A 22,722-nucleotide genomic window follows, 5' to 3' on the forward strand; every position below is an offset into this window, starting at 1 on the left:
TGTCAACGTCGGCGGGCCGCCGCCACGGTCTTGGTTGGCAGCGCCGGCAGTTCCTCCATCACTCGGGCGAGCGGGAAAATGGCGATTGCCTCGGTGCCTTCGCGCAATTTCGACTGAAGTTCGAATTCGCCGCCATGCATGGCAAGCAGGCCCTGCACGATCGGCAGTCCGAGCCCGGTGCCCTGTTCGGCGCTCTTGATGGCGATCGAGCCCTGGCCGAAGGCGGACAGCACGATCGGGATTTCGTCTTCCGGTATGCCCGGCCCGTTATCCTTGACCGAAATGTACTGGCCGCCGCCCGCCGTCCAGCCGACGCGCACGCGAACTTCGCCGCCGGTGGCGGTGAATTTGATGGCGTTGGACAGGAGGTTGAGCGTTATCTGCCGCACCGCGCGCTCGTCGGCGAACAGCCGCGGCAGGGCACTTTCGAAATCCTGGACGATGCGGATGTCCTTGTTGCGCGCCTTCAATTCCATCATGTGGCAGCAATCTTCGGCGATGTTGAGCAGCATCACCGGCTCTTCGTTGAGCTGATAGCGGCCGGCCTCGATGCGCGACAGATCGAGGATTTCGTTGATCAGGTCGAGCAGATGCTGGCCGGAATCGTGCACGTCGCGGGCGTAGTCGCGATAGGTCGGGTTGCTCATCGGCCCGAGCACCTCATTGGCCATCACCTCGGAAAAACCGAGAATGGCGTTGAGGGGCGTCCTGAGCTCATGGCTCATAGAAGCAAGGAAGCGCGACTTCGCCAGATTGGCGTCTTCGGCCCGCCGACGAGCTTCGTCCGACATCGATTTCGCGGTCTCCACCTCGGCGAGCAGCGCATCCTTTTCGGAGCGGAAGGACAGAAGTATCAGCGACGAGCGGTTGAGATGGCGCGCGATATAGGCAAAGAACGGCAATGCCGCGACCAGCAGGGCGACCATGATCGTCCCGACCGGCACCCAAAATTTCGTCTCGGCATAGGCATAGACCGCCACCGGAACGACGAAGGTGGCAATCAGCGAGCCGCGCAAGGACGACGCCATGATAGCGGTCGCCGCCATGACCAGCAGCAGCACCACCGCCTTGGCCACCTGGAACTGGTCGATCTGGCAGGTGGCGCAGCCGAGCCAGGCGAACCACGCCCAGCCGAGGCCGCACAGCGAATGGCCGATCAGGAATTCCCTGCGGGTGCGAACAGGGTTGAGCTCGGCAGCTTCGGTGCGGCCGACGCGCCGCGCCATGAAGGCGACGATCGAATAGCAGATCAGGGTGAACAGCGCCCAGACGCTGATCTGTTTGTCCACACCGGCCAGCAGCCCGGCCGCCGCGACCGCCAACACCAGCAGTGGGATGACGGCTGCGCCGCGCACCATGGTCCCGGCATGCAGCTTCAGCAGCTCGCGGTCGAAGTCGAGATTGCCGACCTGCTGCGAAAGACGGTCGCGCGTCTTGCGCACCGCGCGCGCCACATCGCTGTTGCGGTGCGGTTTCCGGCGGTCCACAATGAATTTATCCGCTGTGTTCGAGCGTAGCAGAGGCATGGAAACTTCGATTTATGCGCGCAGCGATCTCAATTCGTTAAGCTACGTTCGAATGATTAAGAGACTGTTTGCCATATGAGCCGTTCGTGGTCGCCAAGGCCGCGCCGGCGATACTATCCGCCGCCGCCGCGAAGCCTGTGGCGCAAGCTGCTGGATTACGCGCTGACGGTCATTCTGCTCGGCCTGCTGATCCTGCTCGCCGCACGCCTTGACCGTTTCGAGACGCGCAAGGCGGAAGGGGTGGCGATCGTCAACGATGGCGATTCACTCACTCTTGGCACCGAACGTATCCGCATGCGCGGCATCGACGCTCCGGAATACCAGCAGATCTGCCGTAGGGATGGCGCAGACTACGCCTGCGGCAGGCTGGCGCGCCAGGCGCTGGTGCGGCTGATATCAGGAAATCCGGTGACCTGCAGCGGCTGGCAGCGCGAGCGCTACGGCCGCCTGCTCGGCGATTGCAAGGCCGGTGGAAAGGATCTCAACCGGGCCCAGGTTGAGGCCGGCTGGGCAATTGCCTATGGCGATTTCGACACCGAGCAGGCCATTGCCCGCGCCGGCAAGGTTGGCATCTGGGCCGGCACGTTCGATGAGCCGCAAGACTGGCGCGAAAGCCACCACGGCGGCCCGCTCGAAAGAAAGCACGGCACGCTGGCTTCGGTCGGTGACGCCTTGCGAGAGATGTTTCGCGTCTGGTGACGAGCACTATAGTTGAAGGACCATATCGGGAGGAAAGCATGAAACTGTTCGATGGCGGCCGCGCCCCCAATCCGCGGCGCGTGCGGGTTTTCCTGGCCGAGAAGGGCATCGCAGTGCCACTGGTGCCGGTCGATATGGGTGCGATGGGGCACAAGCAGGAGCCGGTCAGGTCGCGCAACCCGCTGCAGCGGCTGCCGGTGCTGGAGCTCGACGACGGCACCATCCTCACCGAATCCGTCGCCATCTGCCGCTATTTCGAGGAACTGCATCCCGAACCGGCGCTGTTCGGGCAAGGCGCGCTCGGCAAGGCCAAGGTCGAGATGTGGCAAGGCGCATGGAGTTCAATCTGCTCAGCTGCGTCGCCCAGGCTTTTCGCCACATCCATCCGGCGATGAAGGAATGGGAAATTCCGCAGATCCCCGAATGGGGCGAGGCCAACAAGGCGAAAGCGGTCGAATTCCTGAAACTGCTCGACCCCGAACTGGCAAACCGCGAATTCGCCGCCGGTGACGCCTATTCGATCGCCGATATCACCGGCATGATCGCCATGGATTTCATGAAACCAGCGCGCATCAAAGTGCCGGACGAGTGCACAAACGTGCTGCGCTGGTACAGCGCCGTCTCCAGCCGTCCGAGCGCTTCCGCCTGATGGAGGCGGAACTCGAACGCTTGACGGCAAAGGTCCGCGCCTGCCGCATCTGCGTCGACACTCCGGTCGGCAGGCCACTGCCGCACGAGCCGCGCCCGGTGCTGCTGCCATCATCCAGCGCCCGCATCCTGCTCGCCGGCCAGGCGCCAGGCACAAAGGTGCATTCGTCCGGCATGCCGTTCACCGACCCGTCCGGCGACCGGCTGCGAAGCTGGCTGGGCGTAACCAGCGAGGAATTCTACGACACGGATAAATTCGCCATCGTGCCGATGGGGTTCTGCTTCCCCGGCCAGGACGCAAAGGGCGGCGACCTGCCGCCGCGCCGAGAATGCGCGCTGGCCTGGCGCGCGCCGCTGATGGCGCTGATGCCGCAGATCGACCTCGTTTTGACAATCGGCTCCTACGCGCAATCCTGGCATATGGGCGCCACGCGCCGGCCGTCGCTGACCGAAACCGTGAAGGACTGGCGCACCATCTGGGATGCGCCGGCCAGCCTGAAAGTGCTGCCGCTGCCACACCCGTCGTGGCGCAACTCAGGATGGCTGAAGCAGAATCCATGGTTTGAAATGGATTTGCTGCCGTTTCTGAGATCGGAAATCCGCTATCGCATAGATTAGACTTTAAGCAAGATATCACTCGCTTTTGTGCCATCCGGCAGAATTTCTTTCTTGTGAAAGGTCGAAATAAGAGGGAGTATAGCCAATCTATTCCCAAAGCGCGTCGCGCCCGAGGGAACGCGGCCTGCACCAGGAGCACCTTAATGGATCGCCTCGACAGAAAAATTCTCCGCCTCCTGCAGGAGGACGCGACGCTCGCGGTTGCCGATGTCGCCAAGAAAGTCGGCCTGTCGACGACGCCGTGCTGGCGCCGCATCCAGAAGCTGGAGGAAGAGGGCGTCATCAAGCGGCGCGTCGCCATCCTCGACCACGAAAAGGTCAATGTGCGCGTCACCGTCTTCGTGTCGATCCGCACCAATTCGCACAGCCATGAATGGCTGCGGCGTTTCTCGGAAGTCATCCAGGAATTTCCCGAAGTGGTCGAATTCTACCGCATGAGCGGCGACGTCGACTATCTCCTGCGCGTCGTGGTGCCCGACATCGCCGCCTATGACGCCTTCTACAAGCGGCTGATCGCCAAGATCGAGATCCGCGACGTGTCGTCGTCCTTCGCCATGGAGCAGATCAAGTACACCACCGAAATGCCGCTCGACTACATGCTGCTGGACAAGGAATCCGGCGCCAACGCGGCCTGAGCGCGGTTGTCCGTGACTGGGTGGTGACGCTGCACAAGCAGGCGGCGCTTAGTTTTTATTTTTGTTGAGGAAACTCCAGGGCGAGTTGACCGGCAGCGTGATCGTGTCCGGCACCGTGTCGACTGCCACCACATCGGCTTTGCGTAGGGTGTAGCCGGACTGGATGATGCTGACGCCGTCGAGAATGAACAACTGGCTCTTCTCCAAGCCGGGCCGCAAGGCGCCGGTCACGGCAACCGACTCATAGGCCTGCGACATCTTGTAGGGACGGGCCGGCGTCACCAGCACGATCTGGTTGGGCGGCGGCGTCGGCATGTGGCTGCAAGCGCCTGTCCACGGCACCAGCAGGAACTGGTAGACGAGATCGCCATCACGGTCGACCGGCAATGCATAGCCGGCTAATTGTACCGTCTTGTCCTGCAGGTTGAGCGACAATGTCTCGCCACGATCGGGCAGTTTTGCCGCAATCATCGGCAGGCCGGCATCTTCGGCCACCGCCTGCGTCGCAGGACGCAGATCTTTCCAGAAGATGTGCGCGGTTTGGCCTGAGGCGTTGGTAGCGGTGAACACCAACAACGCGGCTGCAAGCGCTAAGGTCGATTTGAGAGGACTGCTCATCGGCCGCTTCCTTTGTGCAGGAGTAAAGACGCCGCGGCCGATCGCGTCAACGCTCGAGCCGCATCACATGTCTGCGACAGCCGGCCATGCCGACCTCATGGAACCCGCGAGCGATGAACATGTCGCGAAACCCCATGAAACGGTAGCTCGGCGATGCCTCGTCGACCGGGTAGGCCTCGATCACGCCGGCGCCCTTGGCAAAGGCGTGATCTATGGCAGCGTCAAGCAGCGCTGCCGCCAGCCCGCCGCCGCGCAGCGCCCTTGGCACATAGAAGCAGACGATCGACCAGATGCCGGTCTCGTCATCGTCCTGTTGCGACGTCAGCTTCCGATATGTCTGGCGCGGCGCGACCGAGCACCAGCCGACGGTCTTGCCGTCAATCTGGGCCAAGATTCCGACCGGCGTACCGGCCTCGACAAGCGCCATCATGGCCCGTTTCAACTCGGCGTGCTGGACATGCTCGCGGCGGCCGGGCAGGGGCCGCCAGGCCATGCACCAGCAATACTTCGGACCGCCTTGCGCTTCGAAGAGGCCTTCGAAATCGGCGCGCGTCTGCCGCGTCACCTCGGTGAACCGGACGTTGGCTAGGTCAGCCTTTTCTGGCGGCGATCCGCTCGATGATCTTGGCATTGGTGAGTTCCCGTACGGCGTCCTTGCCAATCCAGCGCGCCGTCTTGTCGGCCGACTGGGCCAGTCGTTCGGCGACGGCAAGGGCAGCGCCGTGCATCTCCAACGATCGCTTTCCGATCGAACGAAGCGCCCAGTTTACCGCCTTCTTCACGAAATTGCGGCTGTCGGTGGCATGCGCTTCGATGATCGGCAGGAAGCCGAGGAAAGTCGCCACCGGCTCCTGCTTCCGGTGCACGACGGACCACGCCATCATTGCAAAGGCCGTGCGTCGAACAAACTCGCGCTCGTCCGCCGCGAACTCTTCGATCAGCTCCTTCCAGGCGTCCGTGTCGACGAAGAGATCGGAGACGCCGTCGACGATATCCCAGGAATCGAAGGCCGCGGCCCATTGTCGTGCATCCGCGGCTGAGAAGCGCTTCGGGTCGACCGTGACGGAAGCGATGAACTGCGCCTCCATGATGCCGGTCTGCCAAAGCTCGAAAGCACGCTCGTGGTTGCGCTTGATCTTTTTGGCGATCTGCCGCTGCATGCCATGCGAGATGCCGAGCGCGCGCTCGATCTTGATGCCGTAGCGCAGCATACCGCGGCGATTGTCCTCCAAGCCGATCGAGCGCAAATGGGCGACGATCTCATCGGCGCTCGATTGGGGCGAAAGCTCGGCCATTGCGAACGCCTATTTTTCCAGGCGTGCCAGCAAGGACGAGGTGTCCCAGCGCTTGCCGCCCATCGCCTGCACATCCTTGTAGAACTGGTCGACAAGGGCGGTCACCGGCAGTCTGGCGCCATTGCGGTCGGCTTCATCGAGGCAGATGCCGAGATCCTTGCGCATCCAGTCGACGGCAAAGCCGAAATCATATTTACCGGCATTCATCGTCTTGTGGCGGTTCTCCATCTGCCAGGACCCGGCAGCGCCCTTGGAAATCACCTCGATGACCTTCTCGATGTCGAGCCCGGCCTTCTTGCCGAAGTGGATGCCTTCGGCCAGTCCCTGAACCAGCCCGGCAATGGTGATCTGATTGATCATCTTCGTGAGCTGGCCGGCGCCCGACGGACCCATCAGCCCGACCATGCGGGCAAAGGCGTCGATGACCGGCCTGGCCTTGTCGAAGGCAGCCTGCTCGCCGCCGACCATCACCGTCAGCATGCCGTTTTCAGCGCCCGCCTGGCCGCCGGAGACCGGGGCATCGAGAAAGGAAAAGCCGGCTTTTTCAGCGGCGTCGGCCAGTTCGCGCGCGACTTCGGCCGAAGCGGTGGTGTTGTCGATGAAGACGGAGCCTTTTTTCATCGCGGCGAAGGCGCCATCGGCCCCGGTCGTCACCGAGCGCAGATCGTCGTCATTGCCGACGCAGGAGAAGACGAAATCCTGGCCCTCTGCGGCGTCCGCCGGCGTCGCGGCAGACTTGCCGCCATGCTGGGCCACCCATTGTTCCGCCTTCGCCGCGGTGCGGTTGTAGACGGTGACGTCGTGGCCGCCTTTGTTCCTGAGGTGCCCGGCCATGGGATAGCCCATCACGCCAAGACCGAGAAATGCCACAGATGCCATGGGTTTGCCCTTCAGATGAAAGCGAAATTGTCAGCGCAAGCTCTAGGCACTGCACACAATTCGTCAAGACGCGTGGAAGCCGATCTACTGGTACAGCCGACCGCTCAGCGGATCAGATGAATGGTGATCCGTCGCTCGATCCATTCGACGCCGTGGCGCAAAATCTCGACCATCACCAGATAGACGATGGCGACCCAGACATAGGCCTGGAAGTCGAAGGACTTGGCGTAGGCGAGCTTCGCGTTGCCCATCAAATCATAGACGGTGATGATGGCAACGATGGCGGAGGCCTTGATCATCAGGACGAGTTCATTGCCATAGGGCCGGAGCGCGACGATAAACGCCTGCGGCAGGATGACCTTGCGCAGCGTCTGCAATTTGTGCAGGCCGAGCGAAGCAGCGCCCTCCCATTGGCCTCTCGGCACGCTCTCGATGGCGCCGCGCAGGATTTCGGCCTGGTAGGCGGCGGTGTTGAGCGCGAAGGCAAACACACCGCAATTGAAGGCGTCGCGGAAGAACCACCACAGTCCGACGGATTCGAGCTGCACCCGGAATGAGCCTAGGCCGTAATAGACGAGATAGACCTGGACCAGCAGCGGCGTGCCGCGGAAGAAATAGACATAGCAATAAGCCAGGACGGACAGATAGCGGTTCTTCGACATGCGGGCATAGGTGACGGGCAGCGAAAAGAGCGCACCGAGCACCATCGAGATGGCCACCAGCGCAAGCGTGGTTCCCAAGCCCTGTAGATAGGCCGGCGCGTATCTGGCGAAGAATTCGCCATTCCAGGCGTAAACCAGATAGACGGCGATGCCGATGCCGAACAGGATCCAGAAGCCGACCAGTCCGTAGCCGACGACACGGGCCCGCGGCCAGCCCCGCGCCCGTGGTGGTGGCTTCTCGATGTCGACGGCGGCGCGCGTTACGACGCTCATCGTGCCTCCCTCCGCCCGAGCGAGCGCAGGATGAAGCCGGTGGCGATCGACGACAGGATGGCGAGGATAAGGAACACCATCGCCGCGACGCTGTAGAACAGGAAGGAATGTTTGGTGACACGGGCCGCCACGCCGGCGTTGCGCAAGGTTTCAGCCAGGTTGACGACCGACACCAGGGCCGTGTCCTTGAGCAGACTCAGCCAGCAATTTTCGAGGCCGGGGAAGGCGATGCGCAGCAGCTGCGGCAGGATCACCTTGCGCATCGTCTGCCATTTCGACAGCCCGATCGCATAGCCGCCCTCATACTGGCCCTTCGGAATGGCGCGAAAGGCCGACAGGAAGACTTCGCTGGAATACGACGAAAAGATCAGCGACAGCACGATCATGCCGGCGAGGAAGCTGTCGACATCGACCGTCGCTTCCGGCCTGAACAGACGGATGACATACTGCAAGAGGATCGGCATGCCGAAGAAGAACAGGAAAAGCGTCACCAGTTCCGGCAGTCCGCGAAACACCGTGGTGTAGATGTTGGCGGCCACGCGAAGCGACGGCTCTTCGGATTGTTTTGCCCAGGCGACGAAAAAGCCGATCGTCAGGCCGATCGGCAGTGTCGCCAGCGCGAGCGCAATGGTGACCAGTGCGCCATAGGCAATATCGTCAATCCAGCCATCGGGTCCCCAAGTGAGAAGTATCCATATGTTCTGGCTTGGCATTGACGGGTCTTGTCTCCACTTCTGTCAGGCCAAGGCGGCAGCAGGAAACTTCCCCTGCCGCCTTGTTTCAGACGATCAGGACTCGGCGCCGAAGACGTCGAACTTGAAGTACTTGTCGTTGATTTCCTTGTACTTTCCGTTGGCGCGGATTGCGTCGATGGCGCTGTTCAACTTGTTGACCAGATCCGTCTCGCCCTTGCGCACGGCGATGCCGGCGCCCGGTCCAAAGATATCGACCGGCTGCGGCGAAGGCTGGCCGAGAATCTTGCAGCAGGCGCCATCAGGCGAATCCAGGAACTGTTGCAACACGACGATATCGTCCTCGATCGCGTCGAGACGGCCATTGGCGAGATCGGCCTGCTCTTCGGGGCTGCTCGGATAGCCCTTGACCGTGCTGTCCGTATAGGTTTTCGAGGCATAATTGAAATGCGTCGTGGTGGTTGCGACGCCGATGGTCTTGCCGGCCAGGTCTTCCTTGGTCACGCCCTTGAGGGTCGAATCCTTGGGTACCGCGATCGCCGACGGCGTGTTGTAGTATTTGTGGGTGAAGTCGACCTTCTCGGCGCGCTCCGGCGTGATCGACATCGAGGCGACGATGGCGTCGAACTTGCCGGCCTGCAGGGCCGGAATGATGCCGTCCCAATCCTGGGCGACGAAGGTGCACTTGACCTTCATCTCGTCGCAGAGCGCCTTGGCGATGTCGATGTCGAAGCCCACGAGCTGGCCGTCGGAGGTCAGGTTGTTGAATGGGGGGTACGCGCCTTCGGTGCCGATTCTCAGGGTCGTTTCCTGAGCCTGGGCGACGCCGAGCGTCAGCAGCGCAGCCGATGCGGCGAGCGCGATACGCAGTGCAATACGCATGATAGTCCTCTCTTTATGGCTCCCGGCCGTCGTTCCGGAACGGCTCTGTGGGGCGGTGCTTTTGACCGCCCGCTGGCGCGATACTCCCACTGTTTTCGGGAGAAAAGCAACTGTAAAACCGTTGCTTGCGGGATTTGCGGGTCCAGCCAATGCCGACGCCGGGTTAATGCATGTCGCCCAAAAGTGCGCAGCGGTTTTGGGACGACGACATGCATAAATAAAACAACCTGAAGCGCGTCGCATGAGGCCGTTCAGGCGCGACGCGCTTAGACAATGCAACGGCTGAAGAGGGCGGCTGACCCGGGCGAGGGCAGGGGCCTCAAGGTTTGAGGCCGGTCATGCGCTCGATGAAGTCGGCTATCCCTCCCGAGTCGTCGAGATCGAACACAGGCAGGCTTTCGCCGGTAACCGCGAAGTCGGCGGCAATCGCCACGATATGTCCGTCGTTGGCCGACAGCGGCGAGCGGTCCTTGGCCTCCCGCCGCCGGGTCTCGATCTTTTTGTGCGCCTCGCGCTTGTAGCCTTCGACCAGCACGATGTCGCACGGGGCCAACCGCGACAGGACCGTCTCCAGCGTCGGCTCGTCCTCACCGCGCAATTCATGCATCAGCGCCCAGCGTTTGCCCGACACCACCGCGACTTCGGTGGCGCCCGCCTGGCGGTGGCGAAAGCTGTCGGCGCCAGGCTTGTCGATGTCGAACTCATGATGGGCGTGTTTGACCGTCGACACCGTCCAGCCGCGCCGGACGAGCTCTGTGACCAGCTTCTCGGTCAGTGTGGTCTTGCCGGAATTCTTCCAGCCGGTGATGCCGAAGATGTTCATGGGCCGATGCTCTGCAACAGACGCTCGGCCACCGCAAGGTCGTGCGGTGTGTTGATGTTGAAGAACGGGTCGATCTCGTCACTGCCGTGGGCCAGCAACGGAAATTCCACTTCGACACAGTCGTGCCGCTCGATGAAGGCGGAGACGCGCCTGTTGTCCTCGTCGATCAGGAAATGACGCAAGGCCTCACGCAGCCCGAGCGGCCACAGCGCGAAGGTCGGATGCTGCCGGCCGCCGGAACTGGCAACCGCCATCGAGCCCGGCCGACTGGTCGCGGCAGCGGCCAGCTTTGCCACCAGATCCACCGGCAGGAACGGCGTGTCGCCGGCGGCCGTCGCCAATGCCTTGAAAGCGGTATTCGCTGCCGCCCATTCGAGGCCGGTGAGGATTCCGGCAAGAGGTCCGGCATAGCCTTCGACCGTATCGGCGAGAACCGGAAGACCGGCCGCGGCGAAGCGCGCCGGGTCACCATTGGCGCTGACCGCCAGCGATCCGACCTGCGGCGCCAGGCGGGCAACGACATGGTCGAGAAGCGGACGCCCGCCAAGCCCCAGCAAAGTCTTGTCGCCGCCGCCCATGCGCCGTGATAGGCCTCCGGCGAGGATAATTCCTGCAATGTCTTGGCTCATGGCCAAACTATATGCCGTCCGGCGCCATGTCGGGTCCAGCGCTTTCGGCTGCGGGTTTTTGCCGGCCGGCGACCCGCTCGCGATAGAGCGCGTAGAGGCCGGAGCCGATGATGATGGCGGAGCCGAAGATCATCGGCAGGTCGGGAACATCGCCGAAGATGATGAGGCCAAGCAGCATCGACCAAAAGAGGGCGGTGTAGCGGAATGGCGCAATGAAGGAGATGTCGCCGGCCCGCATTGCCATGATGATGAACTGGTAGCCGATCAGCACCAGCACCGCCGCCAATGCCAACAGTGCCGTGCCTTTGCCGGACATCGGCGTCCAGCCACCCATCGGCGACAGCAGCACGGCGCCAACGATGGTCATGGCGATTGCCGTTGCCGTCGACACCAGCAAGGTCGGGATAGCCCTCGGGATGCGCTTGGTGGCGAGGTCACGTACTGCGCAACAGGCGACGCTGACGAGTGCGTACAGCGAATAGACGCTGAAGCCTTCGAAGCCTGGCCGCACGATGATCAGCACGCCGCCGAAGCCGACGGCGATCGCCAGCCAGCGCCGCCAGCCGACCGCTTCGCTGAATACGAGTGCCGCCCCCATCGTCACCGCCAGCGGCAGCGCCTGCAGCACCGCGGAGACATTGGCGATCGGCAGATGCGCCAATGCGACAAGGAAGGCGACGGTGGCGCCGGCCTCGGCGACCACGCGAAGCGCCACCAGCGGCTGCAGCATCGAGCCCGGCCGTGCGAGCGCACCTTGCTGCCAGGCGAGCAGGCCGACCAGCAGCGACGCAAAGGCGCCCCGCACCAGCATGACTTGCGCCATGTTCATCGATTCCGACGAGAACTTGGTAATGGCGTCGTTGAGGGTGAAGCCGATCATGGCCACCATCATGCACAGCGCGCCGCGAATGTTTGGGGAAAGAGGCAAGGGCGTTACCGGTTTTGCAAGAGCAATTCCAGGAAAAGTGTGAAACGGTTTTCCGTCCGGAATTGCGTGAAAACAAAGAATAAAGCGGTTCGACGTTTCGGCGAAACGGTGAACCGCTCAAGCCTGTAGCAGCCGGCGGCAAGACAGCAACGTCAAAGAAATAGGCCAAGGATTTTCACCCGTGGCCAATAGAAATCCCTGAGAGGGCTGGCTGGATGACCAGCAGGCTCATTTCGGCGTCAGCACCTCGGTGCCGCTGCCGTTCTTGCCGGCGATGGTCCACAGGCCGTGCAGCGAGCCGTCATCCTCTACCTTGTAGACGACGAGACCGATTTCCTTGCCCATGACATAGCCGGCGGAAAAGGCATCGTCGTTGCGCATGCAGATGCCGTCCGACGATGATCCGCCGGTCTCCCAATGGATGGTACAGGTGGTCTCGCTGGTCAGCGTGATGGTGGCTTCGCCGCCATATTTCGAGCCGTCGAAATTGGTGCCCGCGACGGTGTAGCTGCCACCGATGGACTGTGCTGCTGCCGGCGCGGCGGCAAACCCAAGCATTGCAAGAGAAAGTAAGAATGTGCGCATGTCGTATTCCCCCAAACCGAGCGACGAGCCGCTATGTCCAGGAATCTAGGCTCGAACGCGCTTGCGGTAAATCCGCCAGCTATATGCGCATGAGACTTTTTCTGGTGTGTGTCCGAAAAGCTCACGGTCCTTTGAGGCTGCCGGCAATGGCGCCGACCAGCGGATCGTATTTCGCTTTAACGGCCGGCGGATAGTCGATCCGCACGGTGCGGATGACGCCGTCCTTGCCGAACAGGCGCCGTTCGTAAAAAATCTTGCCATCCTTCAGTCCCGACAGCACCGCCCAGTTCTTGCCGGTCTTGCTGTAGCTGATCTGGTAGCCCGCTTCCTTGATTGCCTTCTCCTCGGCGACGAAGCTCTTTGGGGTGTCGTCACTGACGTTGAAAATACCGGAGCAGATCAGGCTGGCGCCGTCGGCGCTGAGCCACTGCTGTCCGTCGCCATTGTACGGCTCGGGCTGGCGATCGGTGAAGATGTCGTCGGGAAAGGTGCAGACCGTGCCGAAGCGCGCATTGGTGTAGGTGAACGGCGCTGCATTGGCGCTGCCTGCCGCGATCAGTGCAACTGCCAATCCAATGGAAAGACGCTTCATTCGATGTCTCCAGCCGACAATGGGAGACATTCCTTGCACCAAATCGCGGAGAAAATCAGCCGCCGGTGACGCTCATATGTCTCGACACCGACGGGCGGCTGGTGCGGCGGTCGATGATGAAATCATGGCCTTTCGGCTTGCGGCCGATCGCTTCGTCGATGGCAGCAGCGACCAGTTCGTTGCCTTCCGAGGTACGCAACGGTGCGCGCAGGTCGGCGGCATCCTCCTGGCCCAGGCACATATAGAGCGTGCCGGTGCAGGTCAGCCGCACGCGGTTGCAGCTTTCGCAGAAATTATGCGTCATCGGCGTGATGAAGCCCAGCCTGCCGCCGGTCTCTGCGACATGGACGTAGCGGGCCGGACCGCCGGTCTTGTAGGGGATGTCGCTCAGCGTGAACTGGCGCTCGAGCGAAGCGCGCAGCAGCGATAGCGGCAGATACTGGTCGGTGCGGTCGGCGTCGATCTCGCCCATCGGCATGGTCTCGATGACGGTCAAGTCCATGCCGCGGCCATGCGCCCAGCGCATCATCTCCGGCAGCTCGACGTCGTTGAAGTCCTTCAGCGCAACGGCGTTGAGCTTCACCTTCAGCCCCGCCGCCTGCGCGGCATCGATGCCTTGCATGACCTTGTCTAGATGGCCCCAGCGGGTGATGGCGTGGAACTTGTCGGCATCGAGCGTGTCGAGCGAGACATTGATGCGCTCGACACCGCAATCGGCAAGCTCAGCGGCAAAGCGCGACAGCTGCGAGCCATTGGTGGTCAGCGTCAACTCTTCCAGCGCGCCGCTCTTCAAGTGCCGCGACAACTGGCGCACCAGATGCATGATGTTCTTGCGCACCAGCGGCTCGCCGCCGGTGAGGCGCAGTTTGCGCACGCCCTTTTCGATGAAGACGGTGCAGAGCCGGTCGAGTTCCTCGAGCGACAGCAGGTCCTTCTTGGGCAGGAACGCCATGTCCTCGGCCATGCAATAGGTGCAGCGGAAATCGCAGCGGTCGGTGACCGACACGCGCAAGTAGCTGATCGTGCGACCGAAGGGATCGATCATGTCCATGCGTTCAAGCGTTTCCAATGCTGCGAGTGGTGCCGTTATATACGGCTATGTGATACGATCCAACCCGCCATTCAAGATAGCCGCTCTCGATCTTTGGTGACATTCCCTGGCCGACATCCGATGTCGGCCGGGTCCAAATGGCCTTTTCCGCTCGCGCGAAGCAGCGTAGGGAAGGGCGGATTGATGCGGGATGCAGAACAATGACGGCGCCGAAGGAACTCAGGGTCTCGAAGGACAGAAAACTGCTGTCCGTCACCTTTCCCGATCATCGGCCGTTCGAACTGCCGGCCGAATTGCTGCGCGTCGCTTCGCCCTCGGCCGAGGTGCAGGGCCATTCGCCGGACCAGCGGGTGACGGTTCCCGGCAAGCGTAACGTTGCTATCCTGAAGATCGAGCCGGTCGGCAACTACGCCGTGCGCATCACCTTCGACGATTTTCACGACACCGGCATCTTCACCTGGAATTACCTGCACACGCTCGGCCACGAAAGGGACGCGCGCTGGAATGCCTATCTCGCCGAGCTCCAGGAGAAGGGACTGAGCCGCGACTCCTAGTCGGCACTGTCCGCAAAACGTCATTGACTGGGGATAACGCTGGCAAAGGTTCGGAGACGGGAAAATGTCTGACATCACCACGGTCGAACAGCTCGAAGCCCTCTACGGCCTGCCCGGCGAAGCGTCGACGGTCAAGGAACTCGACCACGTCATTCCCGAATATGCCGCCTTCATCGAAGCCTCGCCTTTTGTCGCTCTGGCGACGAGCGGGCCGGAAGGGCTGGACTGCTCGCCGCGCGGCGATCTCGCCGGCTTTGTGCGCATGCATGACCCGAGAACGCTGATGATGCCGGACCGACGCGGCAACAACCGCGCCGATTCGCTTAAGAACATCATCCGCGATCCACGCGTCGGGCTGCTGTTTCTTGTGCCGGGTTCGGGCACGACGCTGCGCGTCAACGGCCGCGCCCGCATCACCACCGACGCCGCGCTTTGCGCCTCCTTCGCCGTCGAAGGCAAGCCGGCGCGCTCGGTCACCGTGGTCGATGTCGATTCGGTCTATTTCCAGTGCGCCCGCGCCATCGTTCGCTCGGAGCTGTGGAATCCGGCAAAGCACGTCGACCCGAAATCGCTGCCGACACCCGGAACAATCCTGGAAGTCACCAGCCGCAAGAATATCGATGCCGGTACTTACGACAAGGAATGGCCGGAGCGGGCGAAGAAGACGATGTGGTGAGGTGGGAGGCGCGTGGATCGAACGGCTCAGGTATCCTTCAGTACGTCATAGATCTTGCGCATCTGTTCACCGATCATGTCGCACTGTTCCGCTGTCGACTGGCTCATCGCCTTTTCGATCAGCGCCATATGCACGTTCAGCGCTTTCATCAGGAGCTCCGTGCCGGCCTCGGTAAGCGTCAGCCGCAGCACGCGCTTGTCCTTCTCGTCGCCTTCGCGGCGCAGCAGGCCGCGCGCCTCGAGCTGCGGCAACAGCATGGTGATGTTGGAGCGGCCGACCAGCAGTTTGCGGGCGAGATCGTGCTGCGACATGCCGGGATGGCGATAGAGGTTCATCAGCACGTCGAGCTGCGCCGGCTTGAGATCCAGCGGCGCCAGCTTTACCGCCAGCGTACGCTCCAGCACATGGCAGGCGCGCGCCACCGCGACCCAGTTGCGAAAGCGCGGGTTGTCCCAGGGCAGCTCTTGTTTAATGTTCATGTTTGAACTATTATGTTCATGCTTGAACGGAATGGATGGATCGCCACTATGGCATCATTTGGACTGAAGGTCATCCGGGGCGTGTTCCGCGCCGCCGAGCATGTGGCGCCCCGCCTGAGCGGGCGCGCCGCCTTCGAACTGTTCTGCCGCACGCCCAGCGTCAAGGCGCTCAGCGACGGTGAACGGCGTGCGGTCGACCGCGCCGCCGGCTTCATGGCCGAGGCGCGCCATCATCGGCTGCCGACCAAGGCCGGCTGCGTCATGGTGCACGAATTCCGGCCCGAGCCGGGCAGGGCGTCCGCCGGCACGGTGCTGGTGGTCCATGGCTGGCGTTCGCGCACGGAATATATGCGGGCGCTGATCGAAGGCTTTCGCGATGCGGGCTACCGGGTCGCCTCGCTCGACCTGCCGGGCCATGGCCAGTCGCTGGGCCGTCATCTCAATATGGTCAATGCGGTCGAGGCGGTCAGGGTCGCCGGCGAATGGTTCGGTCCGTTCAAGGCGATCGTCGGCCATTCCTTCGGTGGCGCCGTCGCCGCCAATGCCATTGCCGGTTCGATCAAGGGTATCCAGCCCGTCGCGGCCGAGCGGCTGGTGCTGGTCGCCGCGCCAAGTTCCCTGCCGGCGATCTTCGCCGACTTCAGCCGCATGCTCAATGTCGGTCCGCGTTCGCAGGTTTCCATGGCCGATCAGGTGAAAAGGTTGTCGGGCCGGCCGCTGCATGAATTCACCGGCGACCGCCAGTTGGCTGAGGCGCCGGTGCCGACGCTGGTCATCCACGCGCCGGACGACCGCGAAGTCCCCGCCGATCATGCCACACGTTATGCCGGCGCCGGCAGCCATGTGCGGCTGCACTGGGCCGATGGGCTCGGCCACCGTCGCATTCTCGCCGACAAAGGTGTTGTCGAACGCGCTGTGACTTTTGTCAAAAACGAGTGCGAGCTGATACTGCATTGATTCCAATGGGTGTATTGTCGACTCCGACAACGCCGGAGCGGTGAGCTAACCGTTCTTCTTGCCGCCCGGCTCGACGGGCAATCCGGCCGCCTTCCAGGCGGTATAGCCGCCAAGGATGTGCTTGACCGGCGACAGCCCCATATCCTGCGCCGTCTTGGTGGCCAGCGCCGAGCGCCAGCCGCCGTCGCAAAAGAAGACGAAGCTTTTGCCCGAGGCAAAGAACGGCTTGTGGTAAGGGCTTTCGGGATCGATCCAGAATTCCAGCATGCCGCGAGTGGCATGTTTGGCGCCGGGGATCTGGCCGTCCCGCTCGATCTCGCGTGGATCGCGCAGGTCGACGAAGATGGTGTCCTCGTCGTCGAGCAGCCCGGCCGCTTCCTCGGGCGAGACCACCTCGATATCGGCATTGGCCTCGTCGAGCAACTCGCGATACCCTTTTTTCACGGATGATCCCTCCCGGCGCATTTCGCCGCCGACTGGATTTCCAGCACAAGCTCCGCGCTTTGTCACGCTGTTCCGACCAGCCCCTGCCACGCCGCCATCGCTCCGGCCACTGTGGCCATCAGCGCTTCGCACGAGGCGCCGTCGCGGGCCTGGATCGACATGCCGTGCTGGACCGTCGCATAGAAGGTCGCCGCCGCGTTGCTGTCGAAGCCCGCCGGCAATTCGCCTTCCGCCACACCGCGTTCCAGCCGTCTCAGCAAGAGGGTGTGGTTTTCGGCGCGGCGGCGGCGCAAATCATCGCAGATCGCGCCGCTGCTTGAATCCTGGTGCAGTGCGCCCAGCGCGATAAGACAGCCCTGCGGGCGGTCGTCCTGAGAGTACGCTTTTGCCGTCTGGCGCAGGAAATTCTCGATCGCCTGGCATACCGTCGGCGCTTCGTCCAGCGCGCTCCAGATCTCGGTGCCTTCGTTGCGGGTGTAATACTCGGTCGCTTCCAGAAACAGCGCCTCCTTGCTGCCGAAGGCGGCATAGAGGCTGGGCGAGCTGATCCCCATCGCGGCGGTCAGGTCGGCGATCGAGGTGCCCTCATAGCCTTTGGCCCAGAACAGCTCCATCGCCTGCCGCAAGGCGGCGGTTCGATCGAAGGTGCGGGGACGGCCTCTTTCCGGCATGACGATCTTTTCTGTGTTGACCGATACATAATTCACTTGACGTCGCGAGGCAAGGTTGCCAGATTTATGTATCGATCGTTACATAAAAGGAGCATGACATGTCAGCGAACGGATTGAACGGCAAGGCAGCACTCGTCACCGGCGGCAGCCGCGGCATTGGTGCTGCGATTGCGAAGCGGCTCGCGGCCGATGGCGCCGACGTCGCCATCACCTATGTCAACAGTGCGGCGCCGGCCCAAGCTGTCGTCGCCGAGATTATAGCGGCAGGTGGTCGCGCGATCTCCATCCAAGCCGACAATCGCGACGCTGCCGCCATCGAAAATTCGGTCACCGAGGCGGTGAATGCCTTCGGCCGGCTCGACATCCTGGTCAACAGCGCCGGCATCTGGCGCGCGGCGCCCATCGAACAGATGTCGCTGGCCGACTTTGACGAGACCATTGAGGTCAATCTGAGAGCGCCGTTCGTGGCCTCGAAGGCGGCAGCGGCTCACATGGGCGAGGGCGGCCGCATCATTTCGATCGGCAGCAATCTGGCCGAGCGCGTCACCGACACCAGCCTCAGCGCCTATTCGACCAGCAAGGCTGCGCTGGTCGGCCTGACCAAGGCGCTGGCGCGAGACCTCGGTCCGCGCGGCATCACCGCCAACGTCGTTCATCCCGGTTCGACCGACACCGACATGAACCCGGCCGAAGGCCCGCATGCCGAACACCAGCGGCGGAAGATGGCGACGCCCCGCTTCGGCAAGGCTGACGAGATCGCCGGCATGGTTGCCTGGCTCGCCGGTCCGGAAGGGCACTTCGTCACCGGCGCCGCGCTCACCATCGACGGTGGCGCCAACGCCTGAAGCAGCAGCCGCTTTGACCGGTCTGGAGCGGCAACGCCGCTCCAGACGTCACGATGTTGTGAAACCGTTCTGCAACAGGCCTGCGGAAATTTATGGAAGCTTAACGAAATCGGTATGAATCGGTATAGTAGCGCCTTACATCCGCCATGCGGTTGGCAAGATCGTCTAGCGGCGCGGAACGGGAGCCGGCTTGCAGCCGGAGCGGGTGATTAATGAAATTCCTCGGAAATAAAGCCACCGTGATGCCGCTTGCAGTGGCGGCAGCACTGGCCTTCGGTGTGCCGCAGGCAAGCGCGCAGGGCCTGTTCGACATGCTGTTCGGCGGTGGCGTCAAGCACAGGCCGCAAGGCGAATTCCCGCCGCCGCCAAAGCGCAAGCCGAAGCCCGCCGTATCGGGCGGCGGCGGCACCAGGATCAGCAGCCCGTCCTACTACACCTACAAGGCCGACCGGCTGGTGCGCGTCGACTTTGCCGCGTTGGTGGCAGCACCTCCCCAGGTGGCAACAGCTGAAGACGCCGCCTTTGTGCCGTCGGCGACCAGCACTGCCTTCCGCGAAGCCGCTGCAGGCCTTAGTGACTATGAACTCTATGCCGAGCCCGATATCGCCAAGGCATTGATTGCCTATTACTCTGCCAATCCTGATTTCATCTGGGTGAACGAGGGCAATCCCAATGCCCGCGCCCAGGATGCGGTGCGGGTGCTTGGCGAAGCCGCAAGCTATGGTCTCACGTCGGCCGACTACACGGTCGAGGTGCCGGCAGCCAACGCATCGGCAGTCGATGCCGACGCCCATCTGAAGGAACTCGTCCGCTTCGAGATGGCGCTGTCGGCGCGCGTACTGCGCTATGCCCGTGACGCCCAGAGCGGGCGCGTCGATCCCAATCGTATCACCGGCTACTATGAATTTCCGCCGAAGCCGGTCGACATGGAAGGCGCGCTCAAGACGCTGGCCCACACCCAGGAAGTGCGCACCTACCTCGAATCGCGGCACCCGGAGAACGCGGAATATCAGGCGCTGCGCGTCGAACTTGAATCGCTGCAGGCGAGCGCCGAAAACGAAATCGTCGTCGATCCCAAGCTGTTGCTGAAGCCCGGCGAGACCAGCGCCGAACTGCCGAAGCTGCTGACGCTGATCGCGCGCAATCTCGACGACGAGATGGGCGGCGCCTATGGCGAGATCCTGTCTCGTCTCGGCACCAGCGATGTCTATGTTCCCGAACTGGTTCCGATCATCAAGGCCGTGCAGGTGAAGGCCGGCATGAAGGGCGATGGGGTCATCGGCCCGCGCACCGTCGCCTCGCTCGCCGGCACGTCCAAGGCCGACAGGCTGCAGAAGGTGCAGGTCGCGCTGGAAGAATTGCGCTGGATGCCGTCCGATCTCGGCAGCCCGCGGGTGTTCATCAACCAGCCCGCCTTCACCGCCAGCTATATCGACAATGGCGAGGAGAAGCTGAAGACCCGCGTCGTCATCGGCCGGACCACCAACCAGACCGCCTTCTTCTTCAAGGAGATCAAGCAGGTCGATTTCCATCCCTATTGGGGCGTGCCGCAGTCGATCATCGTCAACGAGATGCTGCCAAGGCTGCGTGGCGATCCGGGCTATCTCGACCGTGCCGGCTACGAGGTGACCGACTCGCGCGGCAGGCGGGTTCCCTCTTCCTCGGTCAATTGGGGCGCCTACGGCGCCAACATTCCCTACAGCGTGCGCCAGCAGCCGAGCGAAGCCAATGCGCTGGGCGAACTGAAGATCCTGTTCCCCAACAAGCACGCCATCTACATGCACGACACGCCGCAAAAATCCTTCTTCCAGCGCGATATGCGGGCGCTCAGCCATGGCTGTATTCGCCTTCAGGATCCACGTGGGATGGCGGCGGCGGTGCTCGGCGTCTCGGTCGACGACATCGCCGAAAAGCTCAAGCACGGCCATGCCAGCGAAGACGTGACACGCACGATTCCCGTCTATGTCTCCTACTTCACTGCCTGGCCGGACCTGTCCGGCAAAGTCGAATATTTCAACGATGTCTACGACCGCGACACGCGGCTGATGCAGGCGCTGGAAGCGACTGAAGCGGTGCGCTCGCCGACGAGCTGAAACCAGCGGAGTTCCTCGTTCAACGAACGAGGAACTCACTTTGTCTCTCTGGTTTTATTAGATTTTTGGCCGATGGACGGTCGCCCGTTTCCTGCGATCAGCGCTGGATGAGCGGACGCCGGAAGCCGGCGTCGCGGCCCGCGATCAGCCAATAGACCAGACCGGCTACGAGGCCGGCGGCGGCGATGATGCCGATATCGGCCCAGCGTCCGGCATCCTCTTCCGCGGCCGGCCAGACCAGGAAAAAGCCGGCTGCAGCGGCAGCGGCGCCAAACAGCATGTGCACCAGGAAATTGCGCAGGGCAAAGAATTCGGCGAGCAGCGCGAAGATCAGCGTCTGCAGGCCGGTCAGCACGATCGTCAAGAAATAGACGACCATGCCGAGCGGCGGCCACAGCAGCACGACAATGGGCGAAAATTGCATGGCGCCGAAATAGTCCGGCGCGTTGGGCAATACGGCGAGTGCGCAATATATCGCCACGACCGCGAACAATCCGATCAGCACCGAAACGAAATAGCCGGCAAGCATCATCAGGATGCGCTTCAAAACATGCTTAACCATGGCCATGCACCCCCGTGCCCTGCAACTGTTACGCGCACTCAGCCATCAAAGGCGGATCGGCGCAAGAGTGCATCCAGCAGTGCTTTGCGGCAAATCTTCAGGCGCCGCCGCATAGATGTTGCGAATCCGGCAAAATCCATGTGCCTTTTATCGTGAGGTCGACGCCGTAATAGACCCGCCCGCGCTCGTCGCCCTGCGGACAATCCCTCGGGATCGATATCAGGCACATGACGACAGGATCGCCGGCTTTCGAACTGGCAAGGCCAGGCTCCCGCTCGTAGGAAACCCCGGCGCCGCCATTGCTGAACCGCGTCACACTGCCGGCTTCAGGACTGGCCGTTTCCAGCGGGTCGTCGCCAAGCCGCGTAGTCAGCGCCGTGATGTGGGTGAAGGCGCATTGCCCGATCGACGAGGGCAGGGGCTGGTCGGGGCTGCCTGGATGGCGGGCTGCGGTGTCGAGCGCCTTCTTGCCGATCAGGGCGATGTTGTAATCCTGCACCCAGGACGGCGCATTGCCGTAGGTCTGCAGCGCATTGTTCTGGGCGCTGACGATGCAGGCGGCATCCTGCCCGCAGGCGTTCCTGTCAGTGATGAGCGCACGGGCGATCTTGCGCTTGTCGCGGCCAAAGGCTGGCTCGAAACCCGTAAAGGCCTTGGCGACCAAGGCATCAATTGCCGACAGTTGCGGGTCGGCACAGATCGCCTTTTCCACCGGCAGGCTGGCTTTGCGGCAGTCGAAGGATGGCCCGTCGGCACGCGCTGGACCAAGGCAGACCGCCGCGCCAGCCAGTGCAACGACAAGCGCAAGCGAGTTGGCAATTCGATTGGAAGAAAGCATGGTCGCGCCGTTGTCCGACAACTGCCACCATCGTAGGCAAAAAACGCGGCGGACGGAATTGCCGAAGCGGTGCGGTATCAGCGCTATTTCGGTTCGGCTGTTACGGGATCGAAGGTGATTTCGACTTTCGCCTTGTCGGCGGTGTAATAGGTGACGGTGTACCCGTCCTTGTCCCAGTCGACCTCCTTCACATAGCGAAAGCCGTCGCGCTGCTCGACCTTGGCGATGATTGCCGACAGTTTCTGGGCATTCGTCGGCGGCAGTGGGCTGTCATCCGCGGCAAAGGCCGTCGAGCCGGCCAGAAGAACGACGACGCCGGTCGCCAGAACAAGATTTCGCATGATTACCCTCATTTCACGTTGGTATGAACCGCACCGGAAACTCGCAGGCAGCACAGTTTGTTCCGAGTGCTGACGTCGCGCAGGTTCCGTGAAGCCCTGGATCGCCGCGCTCAGAGCTACGGCACGCCAATATTTGCGCCAACCGCCGGCCAACCATGAGTGCTGCCACGGCCCGCGCTGGACAACCCGATGGTGGTAGAGCTTTGCCCAAGACCCTGCTAGACTTC

At 62.6% G+C, this 22,722-nt stretch carries 28 protein-coding genes and 1 pseudogene; 9 read left to right on the forward strand and 20 right to left on the reverse strand.

Features of this window, described 5'->3' with window-relative positions; genetic code table 11:
• Nucleotides 1-2: 2 nt before the first annotated feature.
• Complete coding sequence (locus NKK50_RS14585) at nucleotides 3-1,526, reverse strand: sensor histidine kinase (protein WP_023745090.1); 1,524 nt, start codon at nucleotides 1,524-1,526, stop codon at nucleotides 3-5.
• 75 nt (nucleotides 1,527-1,601) lie between these two features.
• Here NKK50_RS14585 and NKK50_RS14590 point away from each other — a divergent pair, with 75 nt between their 5' ends.
• The 4 genes and pseudogenes from NKK50_RS14590 to NKK50_RS14605 all read left to right on the forward strand — a co-directional run bounded on the left by NKK50_RS14590 (nucleotide 1,602) and on the right by NKK50_RS14605 (nucleotide 4,126).
• Nucleotides 1,602-2,225, forward strand: a complete 624-nt coding sequence (locus NKK50_RS14590) for a thermonuclease family protein (protein ID WP_023745089.1) — start codon at nucleotides 1,602-1,604, stop codon at nucleotides 2,223-2,225.
• Between the two features lie 38 nt (nucleotides 2,226-2,263).
• Nucleotides 2,264-2,874, forward strand: a pseudogene (locus tag NKK50_RS14595) (glutathione S-transferase).
• Nucleotides 2,874-3,491: a uracil-DNA glycosylase family protein gene (locus tag NKK50_RS14600; protein WP_023688514.1), complete on the forward strand. Its 618-nt coding sequence runs from the start codon at nucleotides 2,874-2,876 to the stop codon at nucleotides 3,489-3,491. The pseudogene NKK50_RS14595 and the gene NKK50_RS14600 overlap by 1 nt, the downstream one beginning before the upstream one ends.
• Before the next feature lie 143 nt (nucleotides 3,492-3,634).
• Nucleotides 3,635-4,126: an Lrp/AsnC family transcriptional regulator gene (locus NKK50_RS14605; protein ID WP_023669013.1), complete on the forward strand. Its 492-nt coding sequence runs from the start codon at nucleotides 3,635-3,637 to the stop codon at nucleotides 4,124-4,126.
• Between the two features lie 48 nt (nucleotides 4,127-4,174).
• Here NKK50_RS14605 and NKK50_RS14610 read toward each other — a convergent pair whose 3' ends face one another.
• From NKK50_RS14610 to moaA, 13 genes are all read right to left on the reverse strand, one after another.
• A complete protein-coding gene (locus NKK50_RS14610; protein ID WP_023745088.1) occupies nucleotides 4,175-4,744 on the reverse strand; it encodes a DUF3299 domain-containing protein in 570 nt (189 codons plus the stop codon).
• A gap of 46 nt (nucleotides 4,745-4,790) precedes the next feature.
• The gene (locus tag NKK50_RS14615) at nucleotides 4,791-5,375 is read right to left on the reverse strand and encodes a GNAT family N-acetyltransferase (RefSeq protein ID WP_023745087.1); all 585 of its coding nucleotides are present in this window, start codon (nucleotides 5,373-5,375) and stop codon (nucleotides 4,791-4,793) included.
• A complete protein-coding gene (locus NKK50_RS14620) occupies nucleotides 5,335-6,039 on the reverse strand; it encodes a DNA alkylation repair protein (protein ID WP_352543584.1) in 705 nt (234 codons plus the stop codon). Before NKK50_RS14620 ends, NKK50_RS14615 begins: the two co-directional genes overlap by 41 nt.
• Before the next feature lie 9 nt (nucleotides 6,040-6,048).
• Nucleotides 6,049-6,918, reverse strand: a complete 870-nt coding sequence (locus NKK50_RS14625; protein WP_352543585.1) for an NAD(P)-dependent oxidoreductase — start codon at nucleotides 6,916-6,918, stop codon at nucleotides 6,049-6,051.
• A gap of 104 nt (nucleotides 6,919-7,022) precedes the next feature.
• Nucleotides 7,023-7,853, reverse strand: a complete 831-nt coding sequence (locus tag NKK50_RS14630) for an ABC transporter permease (RefSeq protein ID WP_352543586.1) — start codon at nucleotides 7,851-7,853, stop codon at nucleotides 7,023-7,025.
• A complete protein-coding gene (locus tag NKK50_RS14635) occupies nucleotides 7,850-8,566 on the reverse strand; it encodes an ABC transporter permease (protein WP_023669007.1) in 717 nt (238 codons plus the stop codon). Before NKK50_RS14635 ends, NKK50_RS14630 begins: the two co-directional genes overlap by 4 nt.
• 75 nt (nucleotides 8,567-8,641) lie before the next feature.
• Nucleotides 8,642-9,427, reverse strand: coding sequence for an ABC transporter substrate-binding protein (locus NKK50_RS14640; protein WP_023688509.1), 786 nt, complete (start codon nucleotides 9,425-9,427; stop codon nucleotides 8,642-8,644).
• 319 nt (nucleotides 9,428-9,746) lie between these two features.
• Nucleotides 9,747-10,250 carry a molybdopterin-guanine dinucleotide biosynthesis protein B gene (gene mobB, locus NKK50_RS14645; RefSeq protein ID WP_023714210.1) on the reverse strand — a complete coding sequence of 168 codons (504 nt, stop codon included), beginning with the start codon at nucleotides 10,248-10,250 and terminating at the stop codon, nucleotides 9,747-9,749.
• Nucleotides 10,247-10,879, reverse strand: coding sequence for a molybdenum cofactor guanylyltransferase MobA (gene mobA, locus NKK50_RS14650; RefSeq protein WP_023829844.1), 633 nt, complete (start codon nucleotides 10,877-10,879; stop codon nucleotides 10,247-10,249). The genes mobB and mobA overlap by 4 nt, the downstream gene beginning before the upstream one ends.
• Nucleotides 10,880-10,886: 7 nt before the next feature.
• Nucleotides 10,887-11,807 carry a DMT family transporter gene (locus NKK50_RS14655; RefSeq protein WP_352543587.1) on the reverse strand — a complete coding sequence of 307 codons (921 nt, stop codon included), beginning with the start codon at nucleotides 11,805-11,807 and terminating at the stop codon, nucleotides 10,887-10,889.
• Nucleotides 11,808-12,035: 228 nt separating this feature from the next.
• Complete coding sequence (locus NKK50_RS14660) at nucleotides 12,036-12,392, reverse strand: hypothetical protein (protein WP_023669002.1); 357 nt, start codon at nucleotides 12,390-12,392, stop codon at nucleotides 12,036-12,038.
• A gap of 121 nt (nucleotides 12,393-12,513) precedes the next feature.
• Nucleotides 12,514-12,984 (reverse strand): hypothetical protein, encoded by a 471-nt coding sequence (locus NKK50_RS14665; protein ID WP_023726592.1) that lies wholly within the window; start codon nucleotides 12,982-12,984, stop codon nucleotides 12,514-12,516.
• A 55-nt stretch (nucleotides 12,985-13,039) separates the two neighbouring features.
• The gene (gene moaA, locus NKK50_RS14670; protein ID WP_352543588.1) at nucleotides 13,040-14,035 is read right to left on the reverse strand and encodes a GTP 3',8-cyclase MoaA; all 996 of its coding nucleotides are present in this window, start codon (nucleotides 14,033-14,035) and stop codon (nucleotides 13,040-13,042) included.
• A gap of 200 nt (nucleotides 14,036-14,235) precedes the next feature.
• On the opposite strand from moaA, the gene NKK50_RS14675 reads away from it, so the two are divergent.
• Nucleotides 14,236-14,589 (forward strand): gamma-butyrobetaine hydroxylase family protein, encoded by a 354-nt coding sequence (locus NKK50_RS14675; RefSeq protein ID WP_352543589.1) that lies wholly within the window; start codon nucleotides 14,236-14,238, stop codon nucleotides 14,587-14,589.
• A 64-nt stretch (nucleotides 14,590-14,653) separates the two neighbouring features.
• Nucleotides 14,654-15,265 (forward strand): pyridoxamine 5'-phosphate oxidase family protein, encoded by a 612-nt coding sequence (locus NKK50_RS14680; RefSeq protein WP_023682499.1) that lies wholly within the window; start codon nucleotides 14,654-14,656, stop codon nucleotides 15,263-15,265.
• A 26-nt stretch (nucleotides 15,266-15,291) separates the two neighbouring features.
• On the opposite strand, the gene NKK50_RS14685 is transcribed toward NKK50_RS14680, so the two are convergent.
• Nucleotides 15,292-15,744 (reverse strand): MarR family winged helix-turn-helix transcriptional regulator, encoded by a 453-nt coding sequence (locus NKK50_RS14685; RefSeq protein WP_352543590.1) that lies wholly within the window; start codon nucleotides 15,742-15,744, stop codon nucleotides 15,292-15,294.
• A 48-nt stretch (nucleotides 15,745-15,792) separates the two neighbouring features.
• Here NKK50_RS14685 and NKK50_RS14690 point away from each other — a divergent pair, with 48 nt between their 5' ends.
• A complete protein-coding gene (locus tag NKK50_RS14690) occupies nucleotides 15,793-16,701 on the forward strand; it encodes an alpha/beta hydrolase (protein WP_352543591.1) in 909 nt (302 codons plus the stop codon).
• A gap of 45 nt (nucleotides 16,702-16,746) precedes the next feature.
• Here NKK50_RS14690 and NKK50_RS14695 read toward each other — a convergent pair whose 3' ends face one another.
• Nucleotides 16,747-17,145, reverse strand: coding sequence for a rhodanese-like domain-containing protein (locus NKK50_RS14695; RefSeq protein ID WP_352543592.1), 399 nt, complete (start codon nucleotides 17,143-17,145; stop codon nucleotides 16,747-16,749).
• Nucleotides 17,146-17,207: 62 nt separating this feature from the next.
• Entirely contained in the window at nucleotides 17,208-17,816 is a 609-nt protein-coding gene (locus tag NKK50_RS14700; protein ID WP_352543593.1) for a TetR/AcrR family transcriptional regulator, read from the reverse strand.
• Nucleotides 17,817-17,914: 98 nt separating this feature from the next.
• Here NKK50_RS14700 and NKK50_RS14705 point away from each other — a divergent pair, with 98 nt between their 5' ends.
• Nucleotides 17,915-18,661: a 3-oxoacyl-ACP reductase family protein gene (locus NKK50_RS14705; RefSeq protein WP_352543594.1), complete on the forward strand. Its 747-nt coding sequence runs from the start codon at nucleotides 17,915-17,917 to the stop codon at nucleotides 18,659-18,661.
• Between the two features lie 212 nt (nucleotides 18,662-18,873).
• On the forward strand, nucleotides 18,874-20,754 hold the full coding sequence (locus tag NKK50_RS14710) for a L,D-transpeptidase family protein (protein ID WP_352543595.1): 1,881 nt from the start codon (nucleotides 18,874-18,876) through the stop codon (nucleotides 20,752-20,754).
• Nucleotides 20,755-20,851: 97 nt separating this feature from the next.
• On the opposite strand, the gene NKK50_RS14715 is transcribed toward NKK50_RS14710, so the two are convergent.
• The 3 genes from NKK50_RS14715 to NKK50_RS14725 form a co-directional block, all read right to left on the reverse strand.
• Nucleotides 20,852-21,322: a hypothetical protein gene (locus tag NKK50_RS14715; protein WP_023668992.1), complete on the reverse strand. Its 471-nt coding sequence runs from the start codon at nucleotides 21,320-21,322 to the stop codon at nucleotides 20,852-20,854.
• Between the two features lie 91 nt (nucleotides 21,323-21,413).
• A complete protein-coding gene (locus NKK50_RS14720) occupies nucleotides 21,414-22,154 on the reverse strand; it encodes a lysozyme inhibitor LprI family protein (RefSeq protein ID WP_023710496.1) in 741 nt (246 codons plus the stop codon).
• 83 nt (nucleotides 22,155-22,237) lie between these two features.
• The gene (locus tag NKK50_RS14725; protein WP_023668990.1) at nucleotides 22,238-22,495 is read right to left on the reverse strand and encodes a PepSY domain-containing protein; all 258 of its coding nucleotides are present in this window, start codon (nucleotides 22,493-22,495) and stop codon (nucleotides 22,238-22,240) included.
• Nucleotides 22,496-22,722: the final 227 nt, after the last annotated feature.

The sequence above is a fragment of the Mesorhizobium sp. M0001 genome, assembly GCF_040324255.1.
Taxonomy (GTDB): Bacteria; Pseudomonadota; Alphaproteobacteria; order Rhizobiales; family Rhizobiaceae; genus Mesorhizobium.